26 protein-coding genes, 1 tRNA gene and 1 pseudogene are annotated in these 24,131 nt (G+C 72.3%); 10 read left to right on the forward strand and 18 right to left on the reverse strand.

The window, feature by feature from the left end; all coding sequences use genetic code 11:
* Positions 1 to 4 precede the first annotated feature (4 nt).
* The 4 genes and pseudogenes from ACN28F_RS11575 to ACN28F_RS11590 all read left to right on the forward strand — a co-directional run.
* On the forward strand, positions 5 to 817 hold the full coding sequence (locus ACN28F_RS11575) for a class I SAM-dependent methyltransferase (protein WP_421356900.1): 813 nt from the start codon (positions 5 to 7) through the stop codon (positions 815 to 817).
* 1 nt (position 818) lies between these two features.
* On the forward strand, positions 819 to 1,505 hold the full coding sequence (locus ACN28F_RS11580) for a SitI3 family protein (RefSeq protein WP_289206427.1): 687 nt from the start codon (positions 819 to 821) through the stop codon (positions 1,503 to 1,505).
* On the forward strand, positions 1,502 to 2,362 hold the full coding sequence (locus ACN28F_RS11585) for a hypothetical protein (RefSeq protein ID WP_421356901.1): 861 nt from the start codon (positions 1,502 to 1,504) through the stop codon (positions 2,360 to 2,362). Before ACN28F_RS11580 ends, ACN28F_RS11585 begins: the two co-directional genes overlap by 4 nt.
* A gap of 210 nt (positions 2,363 to 2,572) precedes the next feature.
* A pseudogene (locus tag ACN28F_RS11590) lies at positions 2,573 to 3,400 on the forward strand (tyrosine-type recombinase/integrase); the annotation flags it as partial.
* Positions 3,401 to 3,567: 167 nt separating this feature from the next.
* Here ACN28F_RS11590 and ACN28F_RS11595 read toward each other — a convergent pair.
* The 6 genes from ACN28F_RS11595 to ACN28F_RS11620 form a co-directional block, all read right to left on the reverse strand.
* Positions 3,568 to 3,641 (reverse strand) — tRNA-Ala (locus ACN28F_RS11595).
* Positions 3,642 to 3,900: 259 nt separating this feature from the next.
* On the reverse strand, positions 3,901 to 4,788 hold the full coding sequence (locus ACN28F_RS11600; protein WP_421357696.1) for a hypothetical protein: 888 nt from the start codon (positions 4,786 to 4,788) through the stop codon (positions 3,901 to 3,903).
* A 142-nt stretch (positions 4,789 to 4,930) separates the two neighbouring features.
* The gene (locus tag ACN28F_RS11605; RefSeq protein WP_289208002.1) at positions 4,931 to 5,572 is read right to left on the reverse strand and encodes a GNAT family N-acetyltransferase; all 642 of its coding nucleotides are present in this window, start codon (positions 5,570 to 5,572) and stop codon (positions 4,931 to 4,933) included.
* Positions 5,569 to 6,885 carry a gephyrin-like molybdotransferase Glp gene (glp, locus tag ACN28F_RS11610; RefSeq protein WP_289208003.1) on the reverse strand — a complete coding sequence of 439 codons (1,317 nt, stop codon included), beginning with the start codon at positions 6,883 to 6,885 and terminating at the stop codon, positions 5,569 to 5,571. The genes ACN28F_RS11605 and glp overlap by 4 nt, the downstream gene beginning before the upstream one ends.
* The gene (locus ACN28F_RS11615) at positions 6,882 to 7,841 is read right to left on the reverse strand and encodes a UTP--glucose-1-phosphate uridylyltransferase (RefSeq protein WP_289208004.1); all 960 of its coding nucleotides are present in this window, start codon (positions 7,839 to 7,841) and stop codon (positions 6,882 to 6,884) included. Before ACN28F_RS11615 ends, glp begins: the two co-directional genes overlap by 4 nt.
* 9 nt (positions 7,842 to 7,850) lie before the next feature.
* Complete coding sequence (locus ACN28F_RS11620) at positions 7,851 to 10,145, reverse strand: diguanylate cyclase (protein WP_421357697.1); 2,295 nt, start codon at positions 10,143 to 10,145, stop codon at positions 7,851 to 7,853.
* Between the two features lie 84 nt (positions 10,146 to 10,229).
* Here ACN28F_RS11620 and ACN28F_RS11625 point away from each other — a divergent pair, with 84 nt between their 5' ends.
* Together ACN28F_RS11625 and ACN28F_RS11630 are read left to right on the forward strand one after the other, a co-directional pair.
* Complete coding sequence (locus ACN28F_RS11625) at positions 10,230 to 10,829, forward strand: 5-formyltetrahydrofolate cyclo-ligase (RefSeq protein WP_421357698.1); 600 nt, start codon at positions 10,230 to 10,232, stop codon at positions 10,827 to 10,829.
* A gap of 99 nt (positions 10,830 to 10,928) precedes the next feature.
* On the forward strand, positions 10,929 to 11,351 hold the full coding sequence (locus ACN28F_RS11630; protein ID WP_289208007.1) for an FmdB family zinc ribbon protein: 423 nt from the start codon (positions 10,929 to 10,931) through the stop codon (positions 11,349 to 11,351).
* Between the two features lie 7 nt (positions 11,352 to 11,358).
* On the opposite strand, the gene ACN28F_RS11635 is transcribed toward ACN28F_RS11630, so the two are convergent.
* The gene (locus tag ACN28F_RS11635) at positions 11,359 to 11,544 is read right to left on the reverse strand and encodes a hypothetical protein (RefSeq protein ID WP_289211152.1); all 186 of its coding nucleotides are present in this window, start codon (positions 11,542 to 11,544) and stop codon (positions 11,359 to 11,361) included.
* A gap of 68 nt (positions 11,545 to 11,612) precedes the next feature.
* Here ACN28F_RS11635 and ACN28F_RS11640 point away from each other — a divergent pair, with 68 nt between their 5' ends.
* The 3 genes from ACN28F_RS11640 to ACN28F_RS11650 all read left to right on the forward strand — a co-directional run bounded on the left by ACN28F_RS11640 (position 11,613) and on the right by ACN28F_RS11650 (position 13,490).
* Entirely contained in the window at positions 11,613 to 11,951 is a 339-nt protein-coding gene (locus tag ACN28F_RS11640) for a translation initiation factor 2 (protein ID WP_421357699.1), read from the forward strand.
* A gap of 88 nt (positions 11,952 to 12,039) precedes the next feature.
* A complete protein-coding gene (locus ACN28F_RS11645) occupies positions 12,040 to 12,459 on the forward strand; it encodes a Fur family transcriptional regulator (protein WP_421357700.1) in 420 nt (139 codons plus the stop codon).
* Positions 12,456 to 13,490 (forward strand): oxygenase MpaB family protein, encoded by a 1,035-nt coding sequence (locus ACN28F_RS11650; RefSeq protein ID WP_421357701.1) that lies wholly within the window; start codon positions 12,456 to 12,458, stop codon positions 13,488 to 13,490. Before ACN28F_RS11645 ends, ACN28F_RS11650 begins: the two co-directional genes overlap by 4 nt.
* Here the strand turns inward: ACN28F_RS11650 and ACN28F_RS11655 are convergent.
* The 9 genes from ACN28F_RS11655 to ACN28F_RS11695 form a co-directional block, all read right to left on the reverse strand.
* Positions 13,450 to 14,307 carry a RecB family exonuclease gene (locus tag ACN28F_RS11655; protein ID WP_289211126.1) on the reverse strand — a complete coding sequence of 286 codons (858 nt, stop codon included), beginning with the start codon at positions 14,305 to 14,307 and terminating at the stop codon, positions 13,450 to 13,452. The two genes, ACN28F_RS11650 and ACN28F_RS11655, sit on opposite strands and share 41 nt — an antisense overlap.
* A gap of 125 nt (positions 14,308 to 14,432) precedes the next feature.
* Entirely contained in the window at positions 14,433 to 15,047 is a 615-nt protein-coding gene (locus ACN28F_RS11660) for a MarC family protein (protein ID WP_289208011.1), read from the reverse strand.
* A 102-nt stretch (positions 15,048 to 15,149) separates the two neighbouring features.
* Positions 15,150 to 16,007 (reverse strand): PHP domain-containing protein, encoded by an 858-nt coding sequence (locus tag ACN28F_RS11665; protein WP_289208012.1) that lies wholly within the window; start codon positions 16,005 to 16,007, stop codon positions 15,150 to 15,152.
* Positions 16,004 to 17,305 (reverse strand): hypothetical protein, encoded by a 1,302-nt coding sequence (locus ACN28F_RS11670; RefSeq protein ID WP_421357702.1) that lies wholly within the window; start codon positions 17,303 to 17,305, stop codon positions 16,004 to 16,006. Before ACN28F_RS11670 ends, ACN28F_RS11665 begins: the two co-directional genes overlap by 4 nt.
* A gap of 101 nt (positions 17,306 to 17,406) precedes the next feature.
* Entirely contained in the window at positions 17,407 to 18,111 is a 705-nt protein-coding gene (locus tag ACN28F_RS11675) for a SigE family RNA polymerase sigma factor (protein ID WP_421357703.1), read from the reverse strand.
* Between the two features lie 75 nt (positions 18,112 to 18,186).
* Positions 18,187 to 19,053: a PH domain-containing protein gene (locus ACN28F_RS11680; RefSeq protein ID WP_282225421.1), complete on the reverse strand. Its 867-nt coding sequence runs from the start codon at positions 19,051 to 19,053 to the stop codon at positions 18,187 to 18,189.
* 6 nt (positions 19,054 to 19,059) lie between these two features.
* Positions 19,060 to 19,218: a hypothetical protein gene (locus tag ACN28F_RS11685; protein ID WP_282225420.1), complete on the reverse strand. Its 159-nt coding sequence runs from the start codon at positions 19,216 to 19,218 to the stop codon at positions 19,060 to 19,062.
* A 106-nt stretch (positions 19,219 to 19,324) separates the two neighbouring features.
* Positions 19,325 to 19,990 (reverse strand): DUF6758 family protein, encoded by a 666-nt coding sequence (locus ACN28F_RS11690; RefSeq protein ID WP_353850589.1) that lies wholly within the window; start codon positions 19,988 to 19,990, stop codon positions 19,325 to 19,327.
* Between the two features lie 225 nt (positions 19,991 to 20,215).
* Positions 20,216 to 20,836: a TrmH family RNA methyltransferase gene (locus tag ACN28F_RS11695; RefSeq protein WP_289211128.1), complete on the reverse strand. Its 621-nt coding sequence runs from the start codon at positions 20,834 to 20,836 to the stop codon at positions 20,216 to 20,218.
* Positions 20,837 to 21,521: 685 nt separating this feature from the next.
* On the opposite strand from ACN28F_RS11695, the gene trxA reads away from it, so the two are divergent.
* A complete protein-coding gene (trxA, locus tag ACN28F_RS11700; RefSeq protein ID WP_289208015.1) occupies positions 21,522 to 21,884 on the forward strand; it encodes a thioredoxin in 363 nt (120 codons plus the stop codon).
* Positions 21,885 to 21,982: 98 nt separating this feature from the next.
* On the opposite strand, the gene ACN28F_RS11705 is transcribed toward trxA, so the two are convergent.
* Both ACN28F_RS11705 and ACN28F_RS11710 read right to left on the reverse strand, forming a co-directional pair.
* Entirely contained in the window at positions 21,983 to 22,861 is an 879-nt protein-coding gene (locus ACN28F_RS11705; RefSeq protein WP_421361355.1) for a sugar phosphate isomerase/epimerase family protein, read from the reverse strand.
* Between the two features lie 91 nt (positions 22,862 to 22,952).
* On the reverse strand, positions 22,953 to 24,125 hold the full coding sequence (locus tag ACN28F_RS11710) for a Gfo/Idh/MocA family protein (RefSeq protein ID WP_421357705.1): 1,173 nt from the start codon (positions 24,123 to 24,125) through the stop codon (positions 22,953 to 22,955).
* Between the last annotated feature and the right edge of the window lie 6 nt (positions 24,126 to 24,131).

Genomic DNA, 24,131 nt, shown 5'->3' on the forward strand with positions numbered 1-24,131 from the left:
AGCTGTGACCACGTCCACCTACCTGTTCGGCGACGCCCCACCCGACACCCGCGACGACAACGCGGTCATGCTCGACGCCCTGGCCGGCATGCTCGACCCGTTCTCCCGCCGGCAGCTACGCCGCGTCGGAGTCCGCGCCGACGCCCGATGCCTCGTCGTCGCCGTCGGCGCCAGCTGCATCGCCGCGACCCTCGCCGAGATGGCCCCGCACGGCGACGTCACCGCCACCGACATCGACCTCACCCCGAGCCGCCGACGCCCCCGCGTCCGGCTGATCCGCCACAACATCGTCACCGACCCCTTACCCGACGACGGCTACGACCTCATCCACGTCCGGCTCCTCCTCGCGCACCTGCCCGCCGACCAGCGCACCGCCGTACTCGGTCGGCTCGTCGACGCCCTCACCCCCGGCGGGCTGCTCATCGTCGAGGAGTTCGAACCCACCTGGCGCAGCTCCGTACTGTCCGCCCCTGACCCCGACGAGGCCGACCGGCTCTTCGCCGCCTACCACCGGGCGTTCGGCGCTGTACTCACCGGCTCCGGCAACGACCTGACATGGGGCCGCCACGCCCACCACGCGATGCGCGCCCTCGGCCTGCACGTCGACACGACCGGCCACACCGGCACCTGGACCGGCCGACAGGCCGGCTGTCTCCTGCCCTACGCCACCGCCGGAGTCATCCGCGACCGGCTCGTCGCCGCCGGCATGACTCCCGACGACATCGACGCCTTCCGTACGCTTCTGCTCCACACCGACCTGGTGGTCAAAGGCAACCTCGCCCTGTCCCACGTCGGCCGCGTCCCCACCGGCAGTTGACATGGCCGCCGAGTACCGCCTCTACACCACCGCCACCGCACCGGTCGCCATCGTCCTGAACCTGGTCGGAACCGTGCTGCACGCCGAACCGGTCGAGATCGGCGTCGCCCGCGACGGCATCACCGTCGAAGCCTGGCCCCTACACCCCGACGACGACGACAACCTCGCTGGCTCCTACGGCCAGCACAACGCCCGCCTCGAACTGCTCTACCGCCACCGGCCCCACCACACCAACGCCGACCAGGAAACCGCCGACATCATCAACAGCGTCGTCACCCTCCTGCGAGCGCATCCGGGCGACGCCACCCTCGTCCACCACGAACAGATCGTCCTGCGCCAACGCGACGGATGGACCACCATCAACACCGACTGGCCCGGCTGGCACGAGATTCCCACCCTCCGCTGGTACCGCCAGGCGATCCCCGGCCGAAGCATGCCCACCAGCCATACCTTCCGCGGCGACACCCTCAACCGCGAGCAGATCATCGCGCTCCTCGCCCGACGCCGCACCAACCCCGTCAGCGTCCGCCTTGGCGAGCACTACCTCGTCGGCGTCGTCAACGTCGACTACGACCCCCGACACCACGAGATCGTGCTCGACCTGGACCCCATCGCCCTGTCCGACATCCTCACCATCCTCACCACCGACCGCGCCCACCCACCCGCACCGAGGACAACCAGCACATGACCCCCTACCTCCGACTCACCACCGGCCGCCGCCGCCTCATCCTCCAGACACCGCTCAGCGCCTACCGCCACCCCGACAGCGGGCAACGAATCATCGTCGTCGCTACCCACCACTACGCCGAGCCCGCCTACTACCACCAGCTGCTGCACGACATCGACCGCTACCAACACGACGGATACGTCGTCCACTACGAGAACGCCCAGTACCAGACCCCCGGCGACAACCCCACCCAGGCAGAGCAGGCCGTCCTCGACGACCTCAACGCCCTCCGCGACCTCGAGACCGTCCGGATGGCTCCCCTCGGCTGGGTACGCCAACCCAGCCTGCTCCACCACCCCACCTGGCAACGCAAAGACCTCACCGACCTCGACGTCATCCGCCACGCCGGCACCGACGCCATGACCCACTACCTCACCACCCGCCGCGCCCTGTTCGACTGGCCCGACCAGCAGGTCTGGCGACTCAGCCGCGTCTACGCCTTCTTCGCAATCAGCACGCGCATGATCGCCGCCCTGGCCGCGAAGAACGCCGTACCCCGGCCCCACCGCGACCCCCGCATGCGGGCCGTCACCCAGGTCCTCACCGACACCCGCACCGCACTCGCCCTCGACGCCGCCACGACAACCACCGACGACACCGTCATGATCTGGGGCGCGGCCCACCTCCCCGGCATCCACACCGGGCTCACCGCCGCCGGCCACCACCTCGACGGCGACCCACAGTGGCGCACCGCCGGCTACCTCCCCTCAATCGCCGCGTCCGCACTGCGCTACCTCCTCCGACAACCACCTGCCATACACCCCCGCTACCACCACGCCACGCCGGCCGCACCCCTCGGCGGCAAGCCCACCACGTGACTTCCTCACGTCCCGGCTCAGGCCACGGCCGGGCCGGCACCCGAGATCAACCAGGTACGAGACCAGTAACCTGATGTGGGCGGCGCGGAACCATGTCGATCTCCCGCAAGAATCGACCGCGCCGCCCACCACCCGAGTCCCGCGCGCGTTGCTCGGCTACCGTTTCATGCCCGCGCTACCTCCACGGGATTTCTACGAGGTGGCGATTCTGAGGTCGCCAAGACCCGTCCGGCAGCGGCCAAGAACGCGAAGGTCGTCCTCGGGCAGATGTTCGCCTTGGCGGTACGCCGTGGTGCGCTCACGACCAACCCCGTCCGGGAAACCGGTCGCCTTCGCAAGCCACGCCGCATCGTGCGCGCCCTCGAAGCCGAACACTTGGAAGGCGTCCGCTCGGCGATCCGTCAGTGGCAACAGCCCACACCCGGCAAGCCTGGGCCTCGGCACAGCGGCGACCTGGCCGACATCGTCGACCTCATGCTCGCCACCGGTGCCCGCATCGGCGAGGTTCTGGCCGGGCGGTGGGAAGACGCGGACCTCGCCGCCGAACTCCCTACCATGACCATCTGCGGCACCATCGTCTACCTCAAGGGCAAGGGCTTCTTCCGACAGGAGTGGACCAAGAGTGACGCCGGATACCGGACTGTCATCCTGTCCCGATTCGCGGTCGGGATGCTGCTGGCGCGCAAGCTCACCGCCGCCGACAACCCCCACGACGCGATCTTCGCCTCCCGGCGCGGCACCTGGTTGTCCCCACACAACGTCCGCCGTCAGTGGCGTCAAGCCCGCGCCGACACCGGCCTCGAATGGGTGACCCCACACACCTTCCGCAAGACGGTCGCCACCCTCATCGACAAGGAGGCCGACGCCAAGAGCGCCGCCGCCCAACTCGGGCACGCCAGCGAGGAAGTCACCAACACGTTCTACATCGTCAAACCCGCACTCGCCCCGGACAGCTCCCACATCCTCGAACAGCTCGGTGCCAGCCCGACGACAGCCGGTCCCGACCGCCCAGGCGATAGACCGCCCCCGGCAACCTAGACGCTCGCGGGCGAACGTCTGATAGCCCCAAGCCGGGCAGACCCAGCCGCCCACGAACGCGACCGCGCCCACACGTTTGTGGGGGGTTTTCGGGGGGTGATTCAAAATTACATAGACAAACTTTAAGGCCCTGACCGGCGTTGTTGCTGGTCAGGGCCTTAGCTATGTGGAGCTGAGGGGATTCGAACCCCTGACCCCCTCGATGCGAACGAGGTGCGCTACCGGACTGCGCCACAGCCCCCTGTACGGGTGGGCCCGCCGCCAGGCAAACCGGGCAGTGGACCGGCGACAAGGCTAACAGGTCGGGCACCTGGCACGCGAATCACTCCCGGCATGGCTCGACACCACCGCCCAAGATCCCGACGATCTTGCACTTATCGACCGACAATTCCGACAAAAGTCCTCGATAACCGCAAGATCGTCGCGGAGAAGGCCGTCGTGGAGAAGGCCGTCGTGGAGAAGGCCGTCGCGGAGAAGGCCGTCGCGGAGAAGGGGGTGGGTCAGGAGCGGGGGGTGTCGTAGCTGCGGCCGGCCTCGTAGGCCCGGCCACGCAGGCCACCGGTGCGGCGGTAGGAGACCGACCCGGTGACCCCACCGCCACCAGCACCGCTGCCGCGGCCACCACCACCGCTGGCTGCGGCCGGCAGGTCACGTGGGCGGTCCAGACCCATCGCGGCGCGACGCATCACCTCACGCTGGGCGGCGAGCCGGCGCTGCTGCTCCCGACGGGCCGCCGCCCGGCGGGCCTGCTCCCGACGCACCTCGGCCTGGCGCACCGCCAGCCAGACGGCTTCCCGGGCCCGCTGGCGGCGACGGCGCCGCTCCATGATCGCCCGGTTCCGCAGGTGCACCAGGTAGGCGGCGAGCAGCAGCGCGGTGACCGCGAAGCCGATCCAGAAGCCCGGGCCGACCGCCAGGACGCCGATCAGCTCGACAAGGTTGAGCAGCAGCAGTGCGGCGAAGACCCGGCGACGACGGACCACCGCCGGGGTGTGCCGGCGGGTGCTGACCCGGCGGGGGTGGCGGCCGGCCGCCGGGACCAGGCTCAGCCGGCCGCCACGTCGGCGACCTTCAGCGCCTCCGCGACCACCAGGCGGCGCACTCGTCGGCGCGGCCGCGAGCGCCTCAGACGGGCTGCTCCCGCCCGTACCGTCACCGGCCGGCGCAGGCGGACGGAGGGTGAGCCGCCGGGCGCGGGGCGGATTCAGCGGGGTGCGTCCGGGCACGGTACGGCGACGGCGGCGGCGTTGCAGCACCCGCGCCGTCGACTGCGCCCGCTCCGCCACCAGGCGCTCGGTAGCGTCGTACCGGCGGACCAGTGCCGGTGCGAGGGCGAGCAGCCCGGCGGCGGCGAGGACGGCGAGGAGCACCGAGGTCGGCACCCTCACCCCTCCCGTCACCCCGAGGCAACCAGCCACCCGCACTCGAACATGAAGGCGTGATAGGTTGCCGTACCTTCTCGTTACTTGAGGTTACGGGCGTCCGACCAGGAATTTTGTACGCCGCGCCGACCACCGCCGACGGAATGGTTCAGTGTGCGCTGGCTCTCAGCCGCCGCCACCGGGCCAGCAGTCCTCCCTCGACCAGCACTTCTTCACTGGTCAGGGCGTATCCGATGTGGTCACGCCAGGCACCGTCGATGTGCATGTACCGGTGGTGGTAGGACTCCTCACGGAAACCCAATTTTTCCACCACCCGCCGTGACGGCAGGTTCTCGGGTCGGATGTTGACCTCGATGCGGTGCAACCCACCGGAGGCGAAGGCGTGGTCCACTGCCAGAGCCAACGCGGTCGGGATCACCCCGCGCCCGGCGACAGCCGTGTCCACCCAGTATCCGGCGTAGCCGGAGCAGAACGCGCGGCGCACGATGTTGCCGATGTTGAGGTGACCGACGAACCGCTGCGCACCCGACTCGACCAGGCAGACGGCGAACGGCATGCTCTCCCCGCGCCGGGCCTGCCGGCGCTGGTCGCGGTAGAGGTAGCGGAACGCGTCCGGCGAGTTCAGGTCGTACCACGGGCCGGGCGGCGTCGACTCCCAGGGCGCCAACCAGGCCTGGTTGCGGCGGCGGACCGCCGACCATTCGGCGGCGTCACTTCGCCGGTACGGGCGCAGGACCACCGGCCCGTCGGTGAGCACCACCGGCCAGCCCGGTGCCTCGTCCCCGATCACCGCTGCCGGTCCAGCAGCAGCACGTCGACGGTGGAACCGGCGGCGGCGGTGGTCACCCGCTCCCCGAGGACCAGCAGACCGTTCGCCTCGGCCAGCCCGGACAGGGTGAACGGCCCACCGGGCAGCGGCTGCACGGTGTAGCCGCCGCCGCGCCGCTCGGCGACGTTGGCCGGCCGGAACTCACGCAGACCTGCCGGTGACGAGACCGTCTCCAGCAGGTGGGCGCGCACACTGGGGCGGAACACCGGCTCGGCACCGGCCAGCAACTGGATCACCGGCCGGCCGAGCACCTCGAAGCCGACCAACGCGGAACCGGGTTCACCGGGCAGGCAGACCACGGGCACCTCCTCGGCTCCGACCGTACCGAATCCGAGGGCCGTTCCGGGATAGAGCGCGACGTCGGTGAACTCGACCGGCCCCGCGCGGGCCCCTTCCCGGCGGGAGAAGATCCGCCGGACCATGTCCCCGGGCCCGGTGCCGGTGCCACCGGTGGTGATGATCAGGTCGGCCCGCATCGCCTGATCCTCGAGCAGCCCCCGCAGCCCCTCCGGATCGTCGTCGCAGATGCCCACCCGGTACGCCAGTGCGCCCACCTCGGCGACCGCCGCGGTGAGCGCGTGCGAGTTCGCGTCGACCACCTGCCCCGGCTGGCTGCTGCGACCCACGTCGACCAGTTCGTCGCCGGTCGCCACGATCGCCACCCGAGGGCTGGGCCGGACGACGACGTGCCCGATGCCGGTGGCGGCGAAGACCGCCACCATCGCCGGGGTCACATAGGAACCGGCGCGGGCCAGCACCGCCCCGGTCGGCAACTCGTCACCGGCGCGCCGCAGCCCGTAGCCGCGCCGCGGCACCTGGAAGATCTCCACCGCCGCCATGCCCTGGTCGGTCCAGTCGATCGGCACCACCACGTCGGCGGCGACCGGCAGCGGCGCGCCGGCCGCCACCGAGAAGCAGGTGCCCGGGGTCAGCCGGACCGGCCGCCAGCTCGCCGCACCCAGGTCGCCGACCACGTTGAGCCGTACCGACCGGGGCTGCGCCGACGCCGACCGGCTGGCCGGGATCGCCTTGCCACCCCGGCCGGCCGGCGCGATGTCCTCCCACCGCGCCGCGTAACCGTCGATGACGGCCTGGTCGAACGCGGGAAAGGCGTGCGGCGCCACGACATCCTCGGCGAGGAGGTTGCCGTGCGCCTGGGTCAGGTCGAGGTCGAGCGGCGGCAGCGGCCGAATCCTGCGCAGCACGCTGCCCAGGTAGTCGGCGAGCGGCGTCAGCTCGTTGAAGGCCGCCTCGGCACCGGCCGTCGCGGTCATGTAGTGGGCACCCCGGGGGTGTCGGCGACGAACTCCTTCAGCCAGGCCCGGAAGTCGTCGCCGAGCCCGTCGCGCTGGCAGGCGATCTGCACCACGGCCTGCAGGTACCCCAGCGGCGCGCCGGTGTCGTAGCGGGTGCCCCGGTAGACGATGCCGTGCACCGGCGTTCCCTCGGCCAGCAGCATCGCCATGGCGTCGGTCAGCTGGATCTCACCGCCGCTGCCCGGCTTGGTCCGCTTGATCGCCTCGAAGATGCTGGCCGGCAGGACGTAGCGGCCGAGCACCGCCAGGTTGCTCGGTGCCTCCTCGGCGGACGGCTTCTCCACCAGGCCGGTGACCCGGACGATCTCGGCACCGTTCTGCACCGCGTCGGCGGCGGGTTCGACCGAGGCGATGCCGTACCGCTTGGTCTCGGCCGGCGGCACCTCCATGAACGCCAGGACGATCCCGCCGGCCCGGGCCTGCAGGTCGATCATGGCCGGCAGCAGCGGGTCGTTCTCGTCGACGAACTCGTCGCCGAGCAGCACCGCGAACGGTTCGTCGCCGATGTGGCTCTGCGCGCAGCCGACCGCGTGGCCCAGGCCGAGCGGCTCGTGCTGCCGGCAGGTGTAGATGTCGGCCAGCTCGCTGGGCCGGCGGACCGCGGCGAGCCGCTCCTGGTCGCCCTTGTCGGCGAGCCGGCCCTCCAGGTACGGCTGCCGGTCGAAGTGGTCGACCATCGAGGTCTTGCCGCGACCGGTGATCAGCAGGACGTCGTTGATCCCGGCGGCGGCGGCCTCCTCGACGATGTACTGCAGGACCGGCCGGTCGACCAACGGGAGGAGTTCCTTCGGTACGGCCTTGGTGGCGGGCAGGAACCGGGTGGCGAGCCCGGCGGCGGGGATGACCGCCTTCACCGCCCGCCGGTCCGTGCCGGCGGTGGGGGTCGTTGCTGGGGTGGCTGCATGCTCCGACATGCCGCGAGACTATCGGCCACGGGTCTGTCGCGGCGGTTGTGGCCCGAAAGACGCGCCGCCGCCGGGGGTCTGTCCGCCCTCCGGGTCGGCCGCCGCGCCACCGGCGGGGACCCGGGCGGTGCGTTGCGGAGCCCGGTTGGCCACCTGGAACGTGTCGCGGCCAGCGGCTTTCGCCGCGTACAGCGCGTCGTCGGCGACATCGAGGACGGCGTCTCCGCCGTCGGCGTGGTCCGGGTAGACGGCAATCCCGATCGATACGGTGACCGAGACCGTCGCCGGTCCCCGCCGACCGGAGCCGGTGTGCGGTTCGACCCGGAACGGGCTGGCCCGGATCACCTCGCAGAGTCGCTCGGCGACGATCACGCCGCCGCGTACGTCCGTCTCCGGCAGCAGCACGACGAACTCCTCGCCGCCCTGTCGGAAGGCCAGGTCCACTTCGCGGATCTCCATGCGTACCCGGCGGGCGAACTCGACGAGCACGGTGTCCCCGGCGCCGTGCCCGTACGTGTCGTTGATCTCCTTGAAGCGGTCCAGGTCGAGCACGAGTACGGCGAGCATCCGGCCGAACCGGTTGGCCCGCTCGATCTCCCGGTTGATCGACTCCCGCAGGTGCCGGTAGTTCCACAGCCCGGTCAGCGGGTCGGTCACCGACAGCCGCTCCGCCTCCTTGTGCATCCGGACGTTGTTGACGGCGACGGCCGCGTGCCCGGCGAACGTCCGCAGCGTCATCAGGTCGGCGTCGTCGAACTCGTCCCCACCGAGGCGGTCGTAGACGGCCAGCACCCCGAAGGCCGCCGGACTGGTCGACTGGCGGCGGGCGGACCCGCGCGGACCGGCGGACCCCGCGCCGGCGGTCGCGCCGTCGTCGCTCCAGTTCGGCACCGAGAACGGCACCGCCACGTAGGTCCGGCAGGCCGGCTCGTACGCCGACAGCACCGGGCCGTCACGTTCGATCCGACCCCGCCGGGGTTTGCCGCTGACCGCGACCGAGCCGAGCAGGCCGCTGCCGAGCGGGACCTGCAGGGTGTCCGACGGTGCCGGTGCCGCGCCCGGTGGTACCGGCACCGCGCCCGCCGGCGTCGGTGTGGCACTGATGGCCGCCGGGTCGGAGCCGGCCGGTGGTCGCGGCTGGGACGACTGCCCGACCAGGACGCCGGCGGCCGGGTCGAGCACCAGTACGGCGCCGTCGCGGCCGCCGGTGGCGGCGAGCGCGGTCTGCAGGATCACCCGCAGGATCCGTTGCAGGTCGTGGGTGCTCGACAGGGTGTCGCCGAGGATCGTCAACTGGCCGCGCAGCTGGTCCCGGCTCGCGGTGAGGGCCTGGACGTAGGAGTGGGCCTCCCGGGTCATCCGGTTGAAGATCGTCGCCAGTTCACTGACCTCGTCGGTGCCGCGTACCGGCACCCGCGCGGTCAGGTCGCCGTCGACGACCCGGCTGGCCGCGTGCGCGAGCTCGGCCAACGGTTGGGTGGTGGAGCGGGCCAGCCACCAGGCGGCGACGACGGCGAGCAGTCCGGCGAGGACGACGGTGGCCACCAGGATCGTGTACAGCCCGGACAGCTGCTCCCGTGGGGTGGACAGGGCCAGCGGCAGCGGCTGGCCGTCGGCCGGGCCGAGCCGCCGGACGTGTCGTCCGGTGTCGTCGGTGGCGGTGTCGCCGTCGGTCAGGGCGGCGGCGGTCGCGGCCACGCTGGTGCGGACCGTCGCCGGTTCGGTGCTGTAGACCACCGTCGTGGCGTCGGTGTCGGCGAACAGGGTCACCCCGACCCCGCTGGCGGCGGCGAGCCGGGTGACGAACGTGGCATCCAGCAGCTGCGCGGCCGCGACCTGGCCGACCAGGCTGCCGGCCGGGTCGCGGACCTCCACGTGGGCGACGACGGCCAACGCGTCGGTGGTCGGCCGGCCGGTCGGCGCGGAGTCCGTCGCGGCGGCCCCGCCGGCGGCGGTGCCGCTGAGACAGCCGATCCACGGCGACGGTGGCGGGTCGCCGATCTGGGCCACCACGGTGCCGTCGGCCCGGCTGACCCGCACCGTCGAGGCGATCCCCCGGGCCACCACCTGGTTCGCGGCGTCGGTGACCTGCCCGGGTTCGGGCAGTACGGCGATCGACCCGGCCGCCGCCTCCAGCTGCGCGCACATGGCGTTGATCGAGGTACGGACACTGGCGGCGGCCAGTTCCAGCCGCTCCAGCGACCGGCTCTGCCCGACGGCTGCGACGGTGGCGCCGACGAAGAACGCGCCGAGCAGCACCGGTCCGAGCACGACCAGGAGGAAAGCGGTGGTCAACCGTCCACGCAGGGTCACGCTTCCCCCAGAGGATTCTGCACCTGTTGCTGCGATGCTGACACAGCTCGGAATTTTCGCGGCGGTTGCCACCAGGAGTGTTGAGTGTCGGTTTTTCCCGATGAAGCGAACGGGTACGCATCGACCAAGGGCCGGGTCCGTACCGACATCCTCGCGCGGCGGCGCAAGTTGACCGTCGCGCAGCGGGCCGCAGCCGACGACCGGATCGCCGCTGGGCTGCGCGAACTGCTCGCTGTGCGGCGCCCCAGCCTGGTCGCCGGGTACGTTCCGTTCGGCACCGAGCCCGGTGGCGACGGTCTGCCGCTGCTGCTCGCCGAAGCGGTCGGCGGCACCGACCGGGTGCTGCTGCCGGTCCTGCTGGCCGACCGGGACCTGGACTGGGTGCCGCTGCACGACCCGGCCGGTGAACGGTGGGGCACGGCGGCGGTTGCCGGCGTGGACCTCGTCGTGGTGCCGGCGCTCGCCGTCGACCGGCGTGGGGTGCGGCTGGGTCGCGGCGGCGGTTCGTACGACCGGGCGCTGGCCCGGGTGCCCGCCGGAGTACCGGTCGTGGCGCTGCTGCACGACGGGGAGCTGCTGCCCCGACTGCCGGCGCAGCCGCACGACCGACCGGTGACGGCGGTGGTCACTCCTGGCGGGCTGCACTGGTTGGCCGATCAGGGTGGTGGCCGTCCGGCGGGGTGAGCCGGACCGGCTCCCGCTGGACGTACCGGGGTCCGATGACGCACCATTGGCACTCGAACAGGTTGAGTGCCAAACGGCCAGCCAAGCTCGGAGGAGACCGTGCCTACGTACCAGTACGCCTGCACCGCGTGCGGACACCAGCTCGAGGCGGTGCAGTCCTTCACCGATGAACCGCTGAGCGACTGCCCGTCCTGCGAGGGCCGGCTCCGCAAGGTCTTCAACTCGGTCGGCATCGTCTTCAAGGGCTCCGGGTTCTACCGGACCGACTCCCGCAGCGGCGACGGCAAGGGCGCGGCCGGCAACGGCTCCTCGACCGGGTCGGAGAAGTCGGCGACGGAGAAGAAGGACTCCGCTGCGGCCAGCGGCTCCGGATCGACCTCAAGCTCCGGATCGGCCTCGGGCTCCGGATCGACCTCAGGCTCCGGATCGTCGTCGAACGGCGGTGCGGCCTCCAGCGGCAGCGCACCGGCCGGCTCGACCTCGTCGTCCAAGGCGTCGGCCGGTGCCGGGTCGGCCAGCTGACCGGCGCTCAGCCCCAGTGCGGCGGGCGCTGCTCCAGCAGCCAGTCGTCGTGCTGCCCGACCCGGTCGCCCCAGCCCTGATCGGTGTCGTCGCGGGTCTGCTCCGGTAGCAGCGGCGCGTCGTCGTCGCCGAGGTCGACGACCCGGTCGGCATCGCCACGGGCGTCAGCGGGGACGGCATCCAGGTTCGGCACGGTCCCCAGGCTACCGGCCGGGAACTGCTGCCGACGCCACCGGCCGAGGGTTGGTAGCGTCGTCGACCGTGACGACAGATGACGGCCCGGCACCGGACGCGTACTGGCGACGCCCCGATCCGTCGTCGGACGGCCCGGCCGACGACGCCGGCCCGGGCCGGGGCGCTCCCCCTTCGCCGGCTGTCCCGCCCTATCCCGGACCGCCCGTCGGTGCCCCGCCACCGCCGGGCTGGCGGCCGCCGCTGGTGGTCAACCCGGCCCCGCCCGGTGCGCTGCCGCCGCAGGACACCGCGGCGGTGGACAGTGCCGAACGCAGCGCCCGTACGGTGACCTACGGGGTCGGCATGATCGCCGCCGCCGTCATGATCATCCTGACCTGCCTGCTCTGCTCCCGACTGATTTTCTGAGCCCGGCCGGCCGACCGGCCTGTGGCCACGGCCACCACCGGCACGGCGTCGTCTTGTCCCGCACCCACCTGCGTGTTTCGATGGACAGATGCGGGCGGAGGAGGAGCTGCGGAGCCGGGGCCTACGGGTGACCCGCCCCCGGCTCGCCGTGCTCGAGGTCCTCGCCCGGGGCGGGCACCTCGGGGTGGACGACATCGCCCGACAGGTCCGCGACCGCATCGACTCGGTCTCCACCCAGGCCGTCTACGACGTGCTGAACGCGCTGACCCGGGCCGGGCTGGCCCGGCGCATCGAGCCGGCCGGCGGCGCGGCCCGGTACGAACGACGCACCGGGGACAACCATCACCACGTGGTCTGCCGGCGCTGCGGGGTGGTCGGCGACATCGACTGTACGGTCGGTGCCGCCCCCTGCCTGGAGCCAGGTGCCGACCATGGCTTCGTCATCGACGAGGCGGAGGTCACCTTCTGGGGGCTGTGCCCCGACTGCCAGCAGCGGGCGGCGGGATGACCGACGCCGCAGGTGGGCACCGCTCCGCCGACGCCGCAAGTGGGCACCGGTCCGCCGACGGCGACGGTGGGCACCGGTCGTCCGACGCGGACGACCTCGGGCTGTTCGGGCCCGACTCGGTGACCTGGCGGGTACACGACGAGCCCATCCTGATCGTCGCCGGGCTGCGCAGCCTCTACCTGCAGGCGTTGCACCCCCGGGCGATCGCCGGGGTGGCGCAGAACTCGCACTACCGCGCCGACCCGTTCGGCCGGCTGATGCGCACCTCGATCTACGTGGCGACCACCGTGTGGGGCACCACCGCCGAGGCGAACGCCGCCGCCGCCCGGATCCGCCGACTGCACGCCCGGCTGCGGGCCACCGACCCGGCCACCGGAGTGGAGTTCCGCATCGACGAGCCGGAGCTGCTGCGCTGGGTGCACGTGACCGAGGTCGAGTCGTTCCTGTCCACCGCGACCCGGGCCGGGCTGGACCTCACCCCCGCCGAGATCGACCGCTACTACGCCGAGCAGCGGCGCAGCGCGGAGCTGATCGGCCTCGACCCGGCGACTGTTCCCGGAAGTGCCGCCGAGGTCGCCACGTACTACCGGGCGGTCCGCCCGCAGCTGCGGATGACCCGGGACGCGGCGGACACCGCGTTGTTCCTCACCGCGCCCCCGGTGCCCGGCCAGCTCAGCCTGCCGTGGCGGATCGGGCTCGGGTTCGGCCCACCCCGGCTGGCGTACCTCGGGGTGGCCGCCACCGCGACGGGCCTGCTGCCGGCGTGGGCCCGGCGCATGTACGGCGGTCCCGGCCTGCCGACCACCGACGTCTGTGCGGCGGTGTCCGCGCGTGGCCTGCGGCTGGCACTGCGGGCGGTGCCCCGCAGCCTGGTCGAGGGCCCGATCCGGCAGGCCGCCCGACGCCGAGCCGAGCAGGCTGCCCGTGACGCCGAGCAGGCGGGGCCAGCCCGCGACGGGGCCGAGCAGGCGGGCCGCGCCGGCGGGCCGGTCAGTCCTCGGCCGCGGCCCGCGGCTGCGGCGACGGGTTGAGCAGCCGGTCGACCGCCGCCCACTGCTGCTGCTCCGGATAGCCGGCCCCGGCCGGGCAGGTCCGGCGGTAGTCACACCATCCGCAGAGCGTGCCGGGCGTCGCCGGGAACGCCTCGTCCGGATCCGTCCCGTCGGCGACCGCCCGCTGTGCGGCGGTGATGTCCCGGGCGGTCGCCTCGGCCCGCGCCACCTGCCGGTCCAGCGACTCGTCGCTGTGCTCGAACGCGCTGACCGTACCGGTCGGCAGGTGGTGCAGCTCCACCCGGCGACAGGGCCGGCGGAACGTCCGCCGCGCGGCGTAGGCGTACAGCGCCAGGGCCTGCGACCCACGGGCGTCGTCCGAGGTCAGACCGGACCGACCGGTCTTGTAGTCGACGATCACCGCCTCCGAGCCGTCCGGCCCGGGTCGGGCGTCGATCCGGTCGGCCCGACCATTGAAGGCCAGCACCGACGTCTTGACCGCGACCACCCGTTCCACCCCCAACGGCTCGACCGTCGGGTCCAGCGCACCGAGATACGCTTCCAACCACTGCAGCGCCTGCCGGTAGGCGGCCCGTTCCTGCTCGTCGTCACGGTAGCCGTCGCGTACCCAGGTGTTCTTGAGCAGCGCGGCCGCCGCCTCCGGACGGCGCTCGGGCACCGGCCGGGCGTACCAGGCCCGCAGCGCCGTGTGCACGCTGGCCCCGAGCGAGTTGTGCGCCCACGGTGGCCCCTTCGGCGGGGCGGGCCGGTCCAGGTAGGTGTAGCGGTAGCGGCGGGGGCAGTCGGCGTAGGCGGCGAGTTTGCTCGGCGTACAGACGAACAGCTTCTCGGGCATACCGTCGAAGCCGAGCTGCTCGGCCTGGGGCGCGCCGGCACCTGGGCGCCGCTGGCCCGCTGGGGAGGAAGGTCGGGGCACCCGCCGATCCTGCCACGGCACGCTCACCACCGCGTGGCCGAGGGTCAGCCGCCGGCCACATAGGAGCGGACGAAGGCGGCCACCGCGTCGGCGATCAGCTGGACCGCGATCGCGGCGAGCAGCAGCCCGGCGATGCGGGTCAGCACCTCGATACCACCGGGCCGCAGCACCTTGACGATGAACCCGGAGAAGTGCAGCGTCAGCCAGACCACCACCATCACCGCGACGATGCCGAGCGCGATCGCCACGTAGTCGGCGGTCGCCTCGGCCCGCTGCACGAACAGCATCGTCGCCACGATCGCCCCCGGCCCGGCCAGCAGCGGCGTGCCCAGCGGGACCAGCGCGATGTTCGACGTCGACTGCTGCCCGGGGTCGTCGGCCTTGCCGGTGAGCAGTTCCAGCGCCACCAGGATCAGCAGCAGGCCACCGGCGGCCTGCAGCGCCGGCAGGTCGATGTGCAGGTACGCGAGCAGGGTCTGGCCGGCGACCGCGAACACCACGATCACCCCGAGCGCCAGCGCCACCGCCTGCCAGGCGGCCCGACGGCGTTCCCGCAGCGGCAGCGCCCCGGTGAGCGCGAGGAAGATCGGCACCATGCCGGGCGGGTCGGTGATCACCAGCAGGGTCACGAAGACCTCGCCGAACAGCTTGACGTCCACCCGCTCAACCTAGTGGCCGCCCGATCGGCGGTCCCGGTCAGACCAGGTCCCGGTCAGACCAGGTCCCGGTCAGACCAGGTCCCGGTCAGACCAGGTCCGGGTCTACAGCGGCGGTACGCCGTGCGCCTTCGCGATCAGCTGCTCGTACGCGTCGACGCTGGTGGTGTTCGCGCCCAGCTCGACCGTCTTGTGGCTGCCGTGGTAGTCGGACGAACCGGTCGCGACCAGACCCAGGTCGTCGGCGAGTCGGCGGCCATGGGCCCGCTCGGCCGGGTCATGGTCGACGTGGTCGACCTCCAGGCCGGTCAGCCCGGCGGCCGCCAGCTCGGCGATCATGCTGTCCGGCACGGTACGGCCCCGGCGGTTCGCCAACGGATGGGCGAAGACCGTGACCCCGCCGGCTTCCTGCACCAGCCGTACGGCGGTGAAGACATCGAGGTCGTTCTTTGGCAGCCGGTACCGCTGGCCGAGCCACTGCGGTTGGAACGCCTCGTCGGTGCTGGCGACCAGACCGGCCCGGATCAGCGCCTGGGCGATGTGTGGCCGACCGACGGTGCCGCCGGCGGCGTAGCCGAGCACCTCGTCCCAGGTGATGTCGATGCCGTCGGCGCGCAGCAGGTCGACGATGCGTTCGCCGCGTACCGTCCGTGCGGCGCGCACCCGGTCGAGTTCGTCGGCCAGCGGCGGGTAGGTCGGGTCGAACAGGTAGCCGAGCAGATGCAGGGAGACCGCCGGTCGCGCCCCGTGCCACCGGCAGGAGATCTCGGCACCACGGATCAGGGTCAGCCCGGTCGGTCGGGCCCCGGTGGCCGGTGCCCAGCCGGCGGTGGTGTCGTGGTCGGTCAGCGCCAGCACGACCAGGCCCGCGTCGGCGGCCCGGCCGACCAGCTCCGCCGGGGTGTCGGTGCCGTCGCTGGCGTTCGAATGCGCGTGCAGGTCGATCCCGGTGCCGACGGTCATCGTCGGTCCGGGTATCCCGCGACCAGCACCGGCACGGTCCCGGCCGCCGAGAGCGGCACGTCGAGCTGCTCCACCGCGCCCTCCTGCTCGTTGCTGATCCGGTCCACGTTGATGCGTACGACCTGGTCGACTCCGGCGGCGTGCACCACGGTGACCTGGTCGGCCCAGACGGTCGCCCCGGTCAGCCGCTGGCCGGCCTCGCGGACCGAACCTACCTGATCGTCGAAGACTTTCTCCAGGTCGACCAGCATCGCCAGCTCCGACTCGCTGGCCGAGCGGGCGTCCGCCACGCCGTTGGCGACCAGCCACCGGCCGTCGGCGGAGACGGCCCCCCGGCCGTCGCCGGTCAACGGGAGTGCGCAGGCGCTGCGGGTGGTGACGAGCTCGCGGGCGACGTCCAGCAACGCCAGGCAGGACCGGCCGCCACCGTCGCTGACCTGCGCGACCACCGTACGCCCGTCGGGCAGCGCCCCGTACACGGCGCTCGCGGAGTCGGTCCAGCGCGGAAGCCCGCCCTGACCGGGCAGCCAGACGCCGAGTGCCCGGCCGTTGCCGTCGCTGTCGCTGTCGCGGGCCAGCAGTACGGCGTCGCCAGCGAAGCCGACCGGCCGGCCCGGTTCCGGCGCCTTGCTGGTGGTGGTGTCGGTCAATTCGCCGCTGACCAGCGACGCGACGCCCAACTGCGTGCCGTGCCGCCAGGCGATCCGGGAACCGGCCGGGTCGACCGCGACCGCGTCGACGTCGGTGAGCACCGGCTTCGGCGGGGCGTCCGGCGTCACGAACCACACCCCGGCGGGGTCGTCGGCGGGCGCGGCACCGACCAGCAGCCAGCCGTCGGAGATCCGGCTCGCCTGGGCGACGGCCTCGATCGGGCCGAGATCGACCTGGCGGCCGTCGGTGGTGTGCAGCTCACCGGCGACCACCAGGTCCACCGGCAGGGGCGGCGCCGCAGCGAGCGGCTGCCGGCGCAGGTCGCCGTGCAACGGCAGCGGTGCGGCCGCCGCCGGCGCGTGACTGGCGGTCTGCACCGGTGGCGGCGGTGCCGCCGGCTCGGCGAGCAGCGTCGGTGCCCCGCCCGACGCTGGCAGCACCTGGCCTGAGGCGACGCTGGCGGCGGCCAGTAGGCAGACGCCGAACGCCGCCGCGCCGCCGGCCCGTACCCGACGGTGGCGGCGGGCCCGCCGGATCGCCCAGTCCGCCACGTCGGCGGTGGCCACGGCGCCCGTGGTACGCGGTCGGCCGGCCGCGTGGTCGGCGAGGCAGCGTCGCAGCGCCTGCTCGAGGTCGTCGGTCCTCACGCCAGGTGAACGCGGCCGTACGGCGCTCAGGTTGTCGCGGATCGGGCCGTCGGCGCCGACCGGCGGGAACCTCCCCGGGCTGGGCGGCGTCGTCGGAGAAGTCACCGTTTCGCCACCAGTTTGCTGGCGAACGGCCCGATCGGCATGATGCCGCCGGGCACCGTGGCGGTCACCGGGGTGGACTGTGCGGGGACGGCCGTGCCGGCCACCGCCGACTCGGCAGGTGAGCCGACGATGGATGGGCCGATGACGGGTGAGCCGACGACGGGCTGTCGGCGGGCGGCGGAGGCGAACTGAGGTGCCGGGTCGTACCCTTGCGCGATCAGCTTCTTGCGCAGCGTGCCGAGGGCCCGGGAGGTCTGACTCTTCACCGTGCCGGGTGAGATGTTCAGCAACGCGGCGGTCTGCGCCTCGGAGAGGTCCTCGTAGAACCGCAGCACCAGCACCGCGCGTTGGCGGGCCGGCAGGGCCTTGACGTGTCGCCAGAGGACGTCGCGGTCGAGCTGTTCCTGGATCGGATCCGGGCCGGCCTGCTCGGGCAGTATCTCCGTCGGACGTTCGCCGTGCCAGCGTCGGCGCCACCAACTGGTGGCGGTGTTGACGAGCACCCGCCGGGTGTACGGCTCGACGGCTTCGATGTGGCCGAGGCGTTTCCAGGCCAGGTAGGTCTTGGTCAGCGCGGTCTGCAGCAGGTCCTCCGCCGTGGCCCAGTCGCCGGCGAGCAGGTACGCGGTGCGCAGCAGTGCGCCGGACCGGGACGCGACGAACTCGCGGAAGTCTTCCTCCATCGAGTCTCTGGGCGTCACCGGCTGCCTCCCGTCCCTCGTTACGGTACGCCGGCCGGGCCAGCTTCGGCGGGCACGCCACGACGGCGACGGCCGTCAGCCGTCGTCCTTGGCAGCCGCCTCTTCCTTGCTCAGCCGTGCCTCGACGGCCTGCGGCTCGTACATCTCCTCGACGACCCGCAGGTAGAGCTCGTTCGGGTTGGGCAGGTTCTTGACCTCGCGCAGGGCCTGCTCCTGACCGGCGGACTCGAGGATGAACGTGCCGTAGTTGAGGAAGCGACCGAGCGGTGACTGCTCGTACTTCATGTCGGTGACCCGCAGCAACGGCATCATCGCCACGTTGCGGGTGATGATGCCGTTGACCACCATCACCCGCTTGTTGGTCAGGATGAAGCGGTCGAACCACCAGTCGGCGATCTTCCAGCCGACCCAGCCGAGCACACCGAGCCAGATCAGCACCGCGACGGTGGTCAGGCCGCCGACGTCCTGACCGGCGAGGAAGCCGGAGAGGTAGCCGAGCACGAAGGTCGCCACGACGCCGACGAGCAGCGGGGTGAGCAGATGAATCCAGTGTCGCTTCCACTCGCCGCGGTAGCGCTCGGTCGGAAAGAGGTACCGCGCGACCAGCGGGGTCGGCTCGTCCTCCAGGGGCAGGACCCGACGCGGCTGCACCGGCATGCCGGAGGCGTCGGCCTGCAGGCCGGCGATCTCGTCGGCGGAGATGTCGGGCGGTGAGTAGCTGATGATGGGTTCGTCGTGCACCCGCCGGGTGCCGCCGCCGTACCCAGCGTCAGCGGAGTAGGACGGACCGTCGGAGTACGACGGACCGTCGCTGTAGGACGGCCCGGCACCGAAGTGCGGGCCGTCCTCTGGGCGAACGCGCGGAATCGGTTCGGTGTCACGTTGGCGGCGCCGTCGGGCGGCGTCGTCATCGGCGTCAGGGGGCTCGGAGGGGTTGCCCATGGGCGACTAGGCCACGAGGCTGGTGAAGAAGTCGCCGAAACCCTGCGCGACCTCGACGATGCCGCCACCCACCGACTTGAACACGTCGGCCGCCGAATCTGGCCGGAACGCGACGAAGAAAATCAAGAACGCGATTCCGCCCCAGGTGAGGACCTTCTTGACCATTGCGGGCCATCCCCCTCCGTGTGGCGCGCCGCGACCCTCGTCCCGGCGATACTAGAATATCAGTCCTTCGTCCCGTGGTGGTGTAGTTGATCGTGGGAAAAGGTGTTCACGCTTTCCCGTGCAGGTACGGCGACGGCGCTCCGTACATCATCCCTGGTGGGACCTCCTCGGACAGATCGTGCAGCACGATGTCCTCGGCCAGCAGGTAGCCCGCGTCGGCCGGCCAGGTCACCGCGTACAGCCACAGTCCTCTGGCCTCACCCGCGTAGGCGCAGCGGCCCGGCTCGGCCTCGACCGACCACAGCGGAGTCGGGTGGCCGTCGGCCCGGATCTTGGCGTGCGGGGCACCGCTGCCGAGCACGTCGGCCAGTGAGTCGCCGGGATCGGGTCCGGGCAGACCGGCGAACCGGGTACCGAGCCCGACGCCGGGCTCCTCCGCGACGAGCACCAGGTCGGCGGGTCCGCCGGAGACCGGCGCCGGTCCGCTGAACGCGGTGACCGTGGCCCGGACCGCTCCGCGCTGTTCGCCGACCCAGCCGACCCCGGTCAGCGTCCACCCCGGCAGCAGCGGCCAGACGGCCCACATCGGCACCGGCCCGGGTGGGGCGGCGACGTCGGCGAGCAGCCGGGTCACCGCGCTGGCCACGATGTCGGGTCCGATGTGCTCGGCGACATGCAGCGGCGGCACCGGCCCGCAGCTGTCACAACGGGTCTCGGTGTGCATCAGGTCGGGCGGCCGCACCGGACCGCCGCACCGGGGACAACTCACCATCACGCCCACGTCACCTACGTTGCGCGTCCGCCGCTCACCCGTCAAGCGAACCGGCTTTTTCGGTCATTCTTTCCCTCTGCTGCGGGCCGGGCGTCCCGCGCGGGACGGGACCGGACGCACTTGCGCCCGTACGCACCCGGGCCGCCCGCCGCTCACCCACCCCCCACCCGGGCCGCCCGCCGCTCACCCACCCCCCACCCGGGCCGCCCGCCGCTCACCCACCCCTCACCCGGACCGCTCGCCGGTCACCGGATCCGGTGGCGGTCCGGCGTGGGCCCGGATCCAGGCGTGCATCGCGATCCCGCTGGCCACTCCGGCGTTGATCGACCGGGTGGAGCCGTACTGGGCGATGGAGTACAGCAGGTCGCAGCCGGCGCGGGCGGCGTCGGACAGCCCCGGCCCCTCCTGGCCGAACAGCAGCACGCAGCGCCGCGGCAGGTGTACGGTCTCCAGCGGCCGTGAGCCGGCGAGGTTGTCGATGCCGATCACCGCCAGCCCGGCCCGCGCGGCCCAGTCCAGCAGGTCACCGATGTCCGGATGGTGCCGGACGTGCTGGTAGCGGTCGGTCACCATGGCACCGCGCCGGTTCCACCGCCGGCGACCGACGATGTGCACCTCGGCGGCGAGGAAGGCGTTGGCGTTGCGCACCACCGTGCCGATGTTGAGGTCGTGCTGCCAGTTCTCGATCGCGACGTGGAACTCGTGCCGGCGGTGGTCGAGATCGGCGACCACCGCCTCCCGCCGCCAGTACCGGTAGCGGTCGACGACGTTGCGGCGGTCGCCGGCGGCGAGCAGCTCAGGGTCGTAGCGCGGGTCGGTCGGCCACTCGCCCGGCCAGGGACCCACTCCGACGACTACGGCGTCCGCGCCGGCTTCGGCCCCGACCGGATGGGTGGTCGGCGGTACGGCGGGGGAAGGCTCCGTCGACCGCCCGTCGACGGGTGGCGTGCTCTGCTGTCGTTCCACGCTCTGCAGAGCGTACGGAGGCCGCTCGGACGGCCGGGACACCAGTGCGGCGGAGCTGATCCTGCGGCGGGCCGATCGGGCGGTGCGGCCCGGGTACTACCGGAATTTCCGACCCTGGACGCAATGAACGGCGGGGCCCTCCCCGGCACCCGCCGTCCACGCTCTGATAGCTAGAGATTCTGCCGGACCCACCACCGCCCGGGAAGAGCCCGGACCGAGACGGAGGTCACAGTTATGCTTTTGTTACATTACAAAGAGTAATTACCGCCGTCAACTTCTGCGGTCGCGACATCGATCGTTTGCCCATGTCATCCCGACAGAACGGGCCACGAACCGCCGCCACCTGCAAAAACAGCTGGAAACGCTCCCATCACTTTCGGTAGCCGTACTGGATTCGTCTTTCCGCACTCCCAGATCGGGTCTCGCGGCCCGCTCCGCCACGGTCCGAGCCTCGTCGCGCCCCGGGTTTCCGCGCCCACCGATCGGGAATGCCACCGACCCCGGCGTCGTTTGCCTCGGTAGACCCGGGGCGTCACCGCCCCAAATCTGGCGATCGGAGACATCGATGGCGACCGTTGAGCTGACCACCCACAACTTCGACGAGGTGACCTCCGGCGACGGCATCGTCCTGGTCGACTTCTGGGCCAGCTGGTGCGGGCCCTGCGTACGGTTCGCCCCGGTGTACGAACGGTCCGCCGGCAAGCACACCGACATCACCTTCGGCAAGGTCGACACCGAGGCACAGCAGGAGCTCGCCGCGAAGTTCGACATCCGGTCGATCCCGACCATCATGGCGATCCGCGACGGGGTCGTCGTCTTCGCGCAGCCCGGCGCGTTGCCGGAGTCCGCACTGGAGTCCCTGATCGAGCAGGTGCGCGCGCTGGACATGGACGACGTCCGGCAGAAGCTCGCCTCGCACCAGCACTGACGGGCAGGCCGTCCGACGGGTCTGGTCCGGTCCCGGTCCGGGACCGGACCCCCGCCCGCCAGCGCGTGCCGCAGGATCCGGGACCGGACCGGCGTCGGTCAGCGCGTGCCGGCTCCGTCGGCCACCGCATCGATCCGCCCGGCCACCGTGTTGTCGATCCGGCCGGCCACCGTGTCGATCCGGCCGGCCAGCCCGTCCAGCACCGCCCGACAGCCCGCGACCGCCTCGGCCAGCACGTCGGCACCGGGCCGCGCCCAGACCTCCTCGTGGAAGACCTCGACCTCGACCGGCCCGGTGAACCCGGCCGCGTCGACCGCCGCGACGAACCGGTCGAGCGCGATACAGCCGGTGCCGGGCAGCCCCCGCCCGAGCAGGACCCCGGCCGGCAACGGAGTGATCCAGTCGGCCAGTTGGAAGCAGGCGATCCGCTGCGCCCGTCCCGCCCGGGCGATCTGCGTCCACACCTGGTCGTCCCACCAGAGGTGGTACGTGTCCACCACGACGCCGACCGCCGCCGCCGGATAGGGATCAGCCAGGTCCAGCGCCTGACCGAGCGTGGACACGACGCACCGGTCCGCGCAGAACATCGGATGCAGCGGTTCGATCGCCAGGCGCACCCCGGCGTCGAGCGCGTGCGGCACCAGCCGGCCGATCGCCTCCCCGACCCACGACCGGGCACCGTCGAGGTCCCGGTCGGGCCGGCCAGCCGATGGCCCGGCACCGGCCGTGGGTAGTCCGCCGGAGACCAGGACCAGCACCGGCGCCCCGAGCGTGGCCGCCTCGTCGATGGCGCGCCGGTTGTCGTCGTACCAGTCGTCGTCGGCGAAGAACCCACCGCGGCACAGTGAGGTCACCGCCAGGCCCGCGTCGCGCACCAGTGCGGCGGTCCGGTCCAGTCCGTAGGCGGCGGTCTCCTCGCGCCACAGCCCGATCCCCCGGACGCCGGCCGCGACGCAGCCGGCCACCATCTCCGCCATCGGCCAGAACTTCGTGGTGGCGGCGTTGAGCGCGAACCGCGCCGGTGCCGGCGTGCCGGCACCCGACGGATGCCCGGCACCGGGTGCCGGGTCACTCACCGGTCAGCTCCGGGATGTCGATCCGACGGCCTTCCCGCGCCGACCGCAGGCCCAGCTCGGCCAGCTGCACCCCACGTGCCCCGGCCCACAGGTCCCAGCTGTACGGGGTGTCCTCGACGACGTGCCGCAGGAACAGCTCCCACTGGGCCTTGAACCCGTTGTCGAACTCCTCGTTGTCCGGCACCGGCTGCCACTGGTCGCGGAACTGCTCGGTCGCCGGCAGGTCCGGGTTCCACACCGGCTTGGGGGTGGTCGACCGGTGCTGGACCCGGCAGTGCCGCAACCCGGCGACCGCGCTGCCCTCGGTACCGTCTACCTGGAACTCCACCAGCTCGTCGCGGTACACCCGGACCGCCCAGGAGGAGTTGATCTGGGCGACGACGCGGCCACCGTCGGGGCCGGGCCGGTCGATTTCGAAGATGCCGTACGCCGCGTCGTCGGCGGTGGCGTCGTACGGCGCGCCCGTCTCGTCCCAGCGGCGGTCGATGTGCGTCGCGACGTGCGCGGTCACCGACCGGACCCGACCGAAGATCTGTTCCAGTACGTAGTGCCAGTGTGGGAACATGTCCACAGTGATCCCGCCGCCGTCGGCCGCCCGGTAGTTCCAGGACGGGCGTTGGGCGGGCTGCCAGTCGCCCTCGAACACCCAGTAGCCGAACTCGCCGCGTACCGACAGGATCCGGCCGAAGAAGCCGCCCTTGACCAGTCGGTCCAGCTTGCGCAGGCCCGGCAGGAAGAGCTTGTCCTGGACCACACCGTGTTTGATGCCGGCGGCGTCGGCCAGCCGGGCGAGATCCACCGCGCCGGCCAGGTCCTCGGCGGTCGGCTTCTCGGTGTAGATGTGCTTGCCGGCGTCGATCGCCAACCGCAGGGCCTTCTCGCGGGCCGCGGTGACCTGCGCGTCGAAGTAGATCCGGGTGTCCGGTCGGGCCAGCGCGGCGGCCAGATCGGTGGTCCAGTCGGTCAGCCCGTGCCGGTCGGCCAGCTCGCGGAGCTTGTTCTCGTTGCGCCCGACCAGCACAAGTTCGGGCCAGAGCCGGGTGCCGTCGGCCAGCGGCAGTCCACCCTGGTCACGAATCGCGAGCAGGGACCGGACCAGATGCTGCCGGTAGCCCATCCGGCCGGTGACGCCGTTGAGGACGATCCCGATGGGGGTACGGGACATGCCTCG

The sequence above is a fragment of the Solwaraspora sp. WMMA2101 genome, assembly GCF_049179175.1.
Classification (GTDB): Bacteria; Actinomycetota; Actinomycetes; order Mycobacteriales; family Micromonosporaceae; genus Micromonospora_E.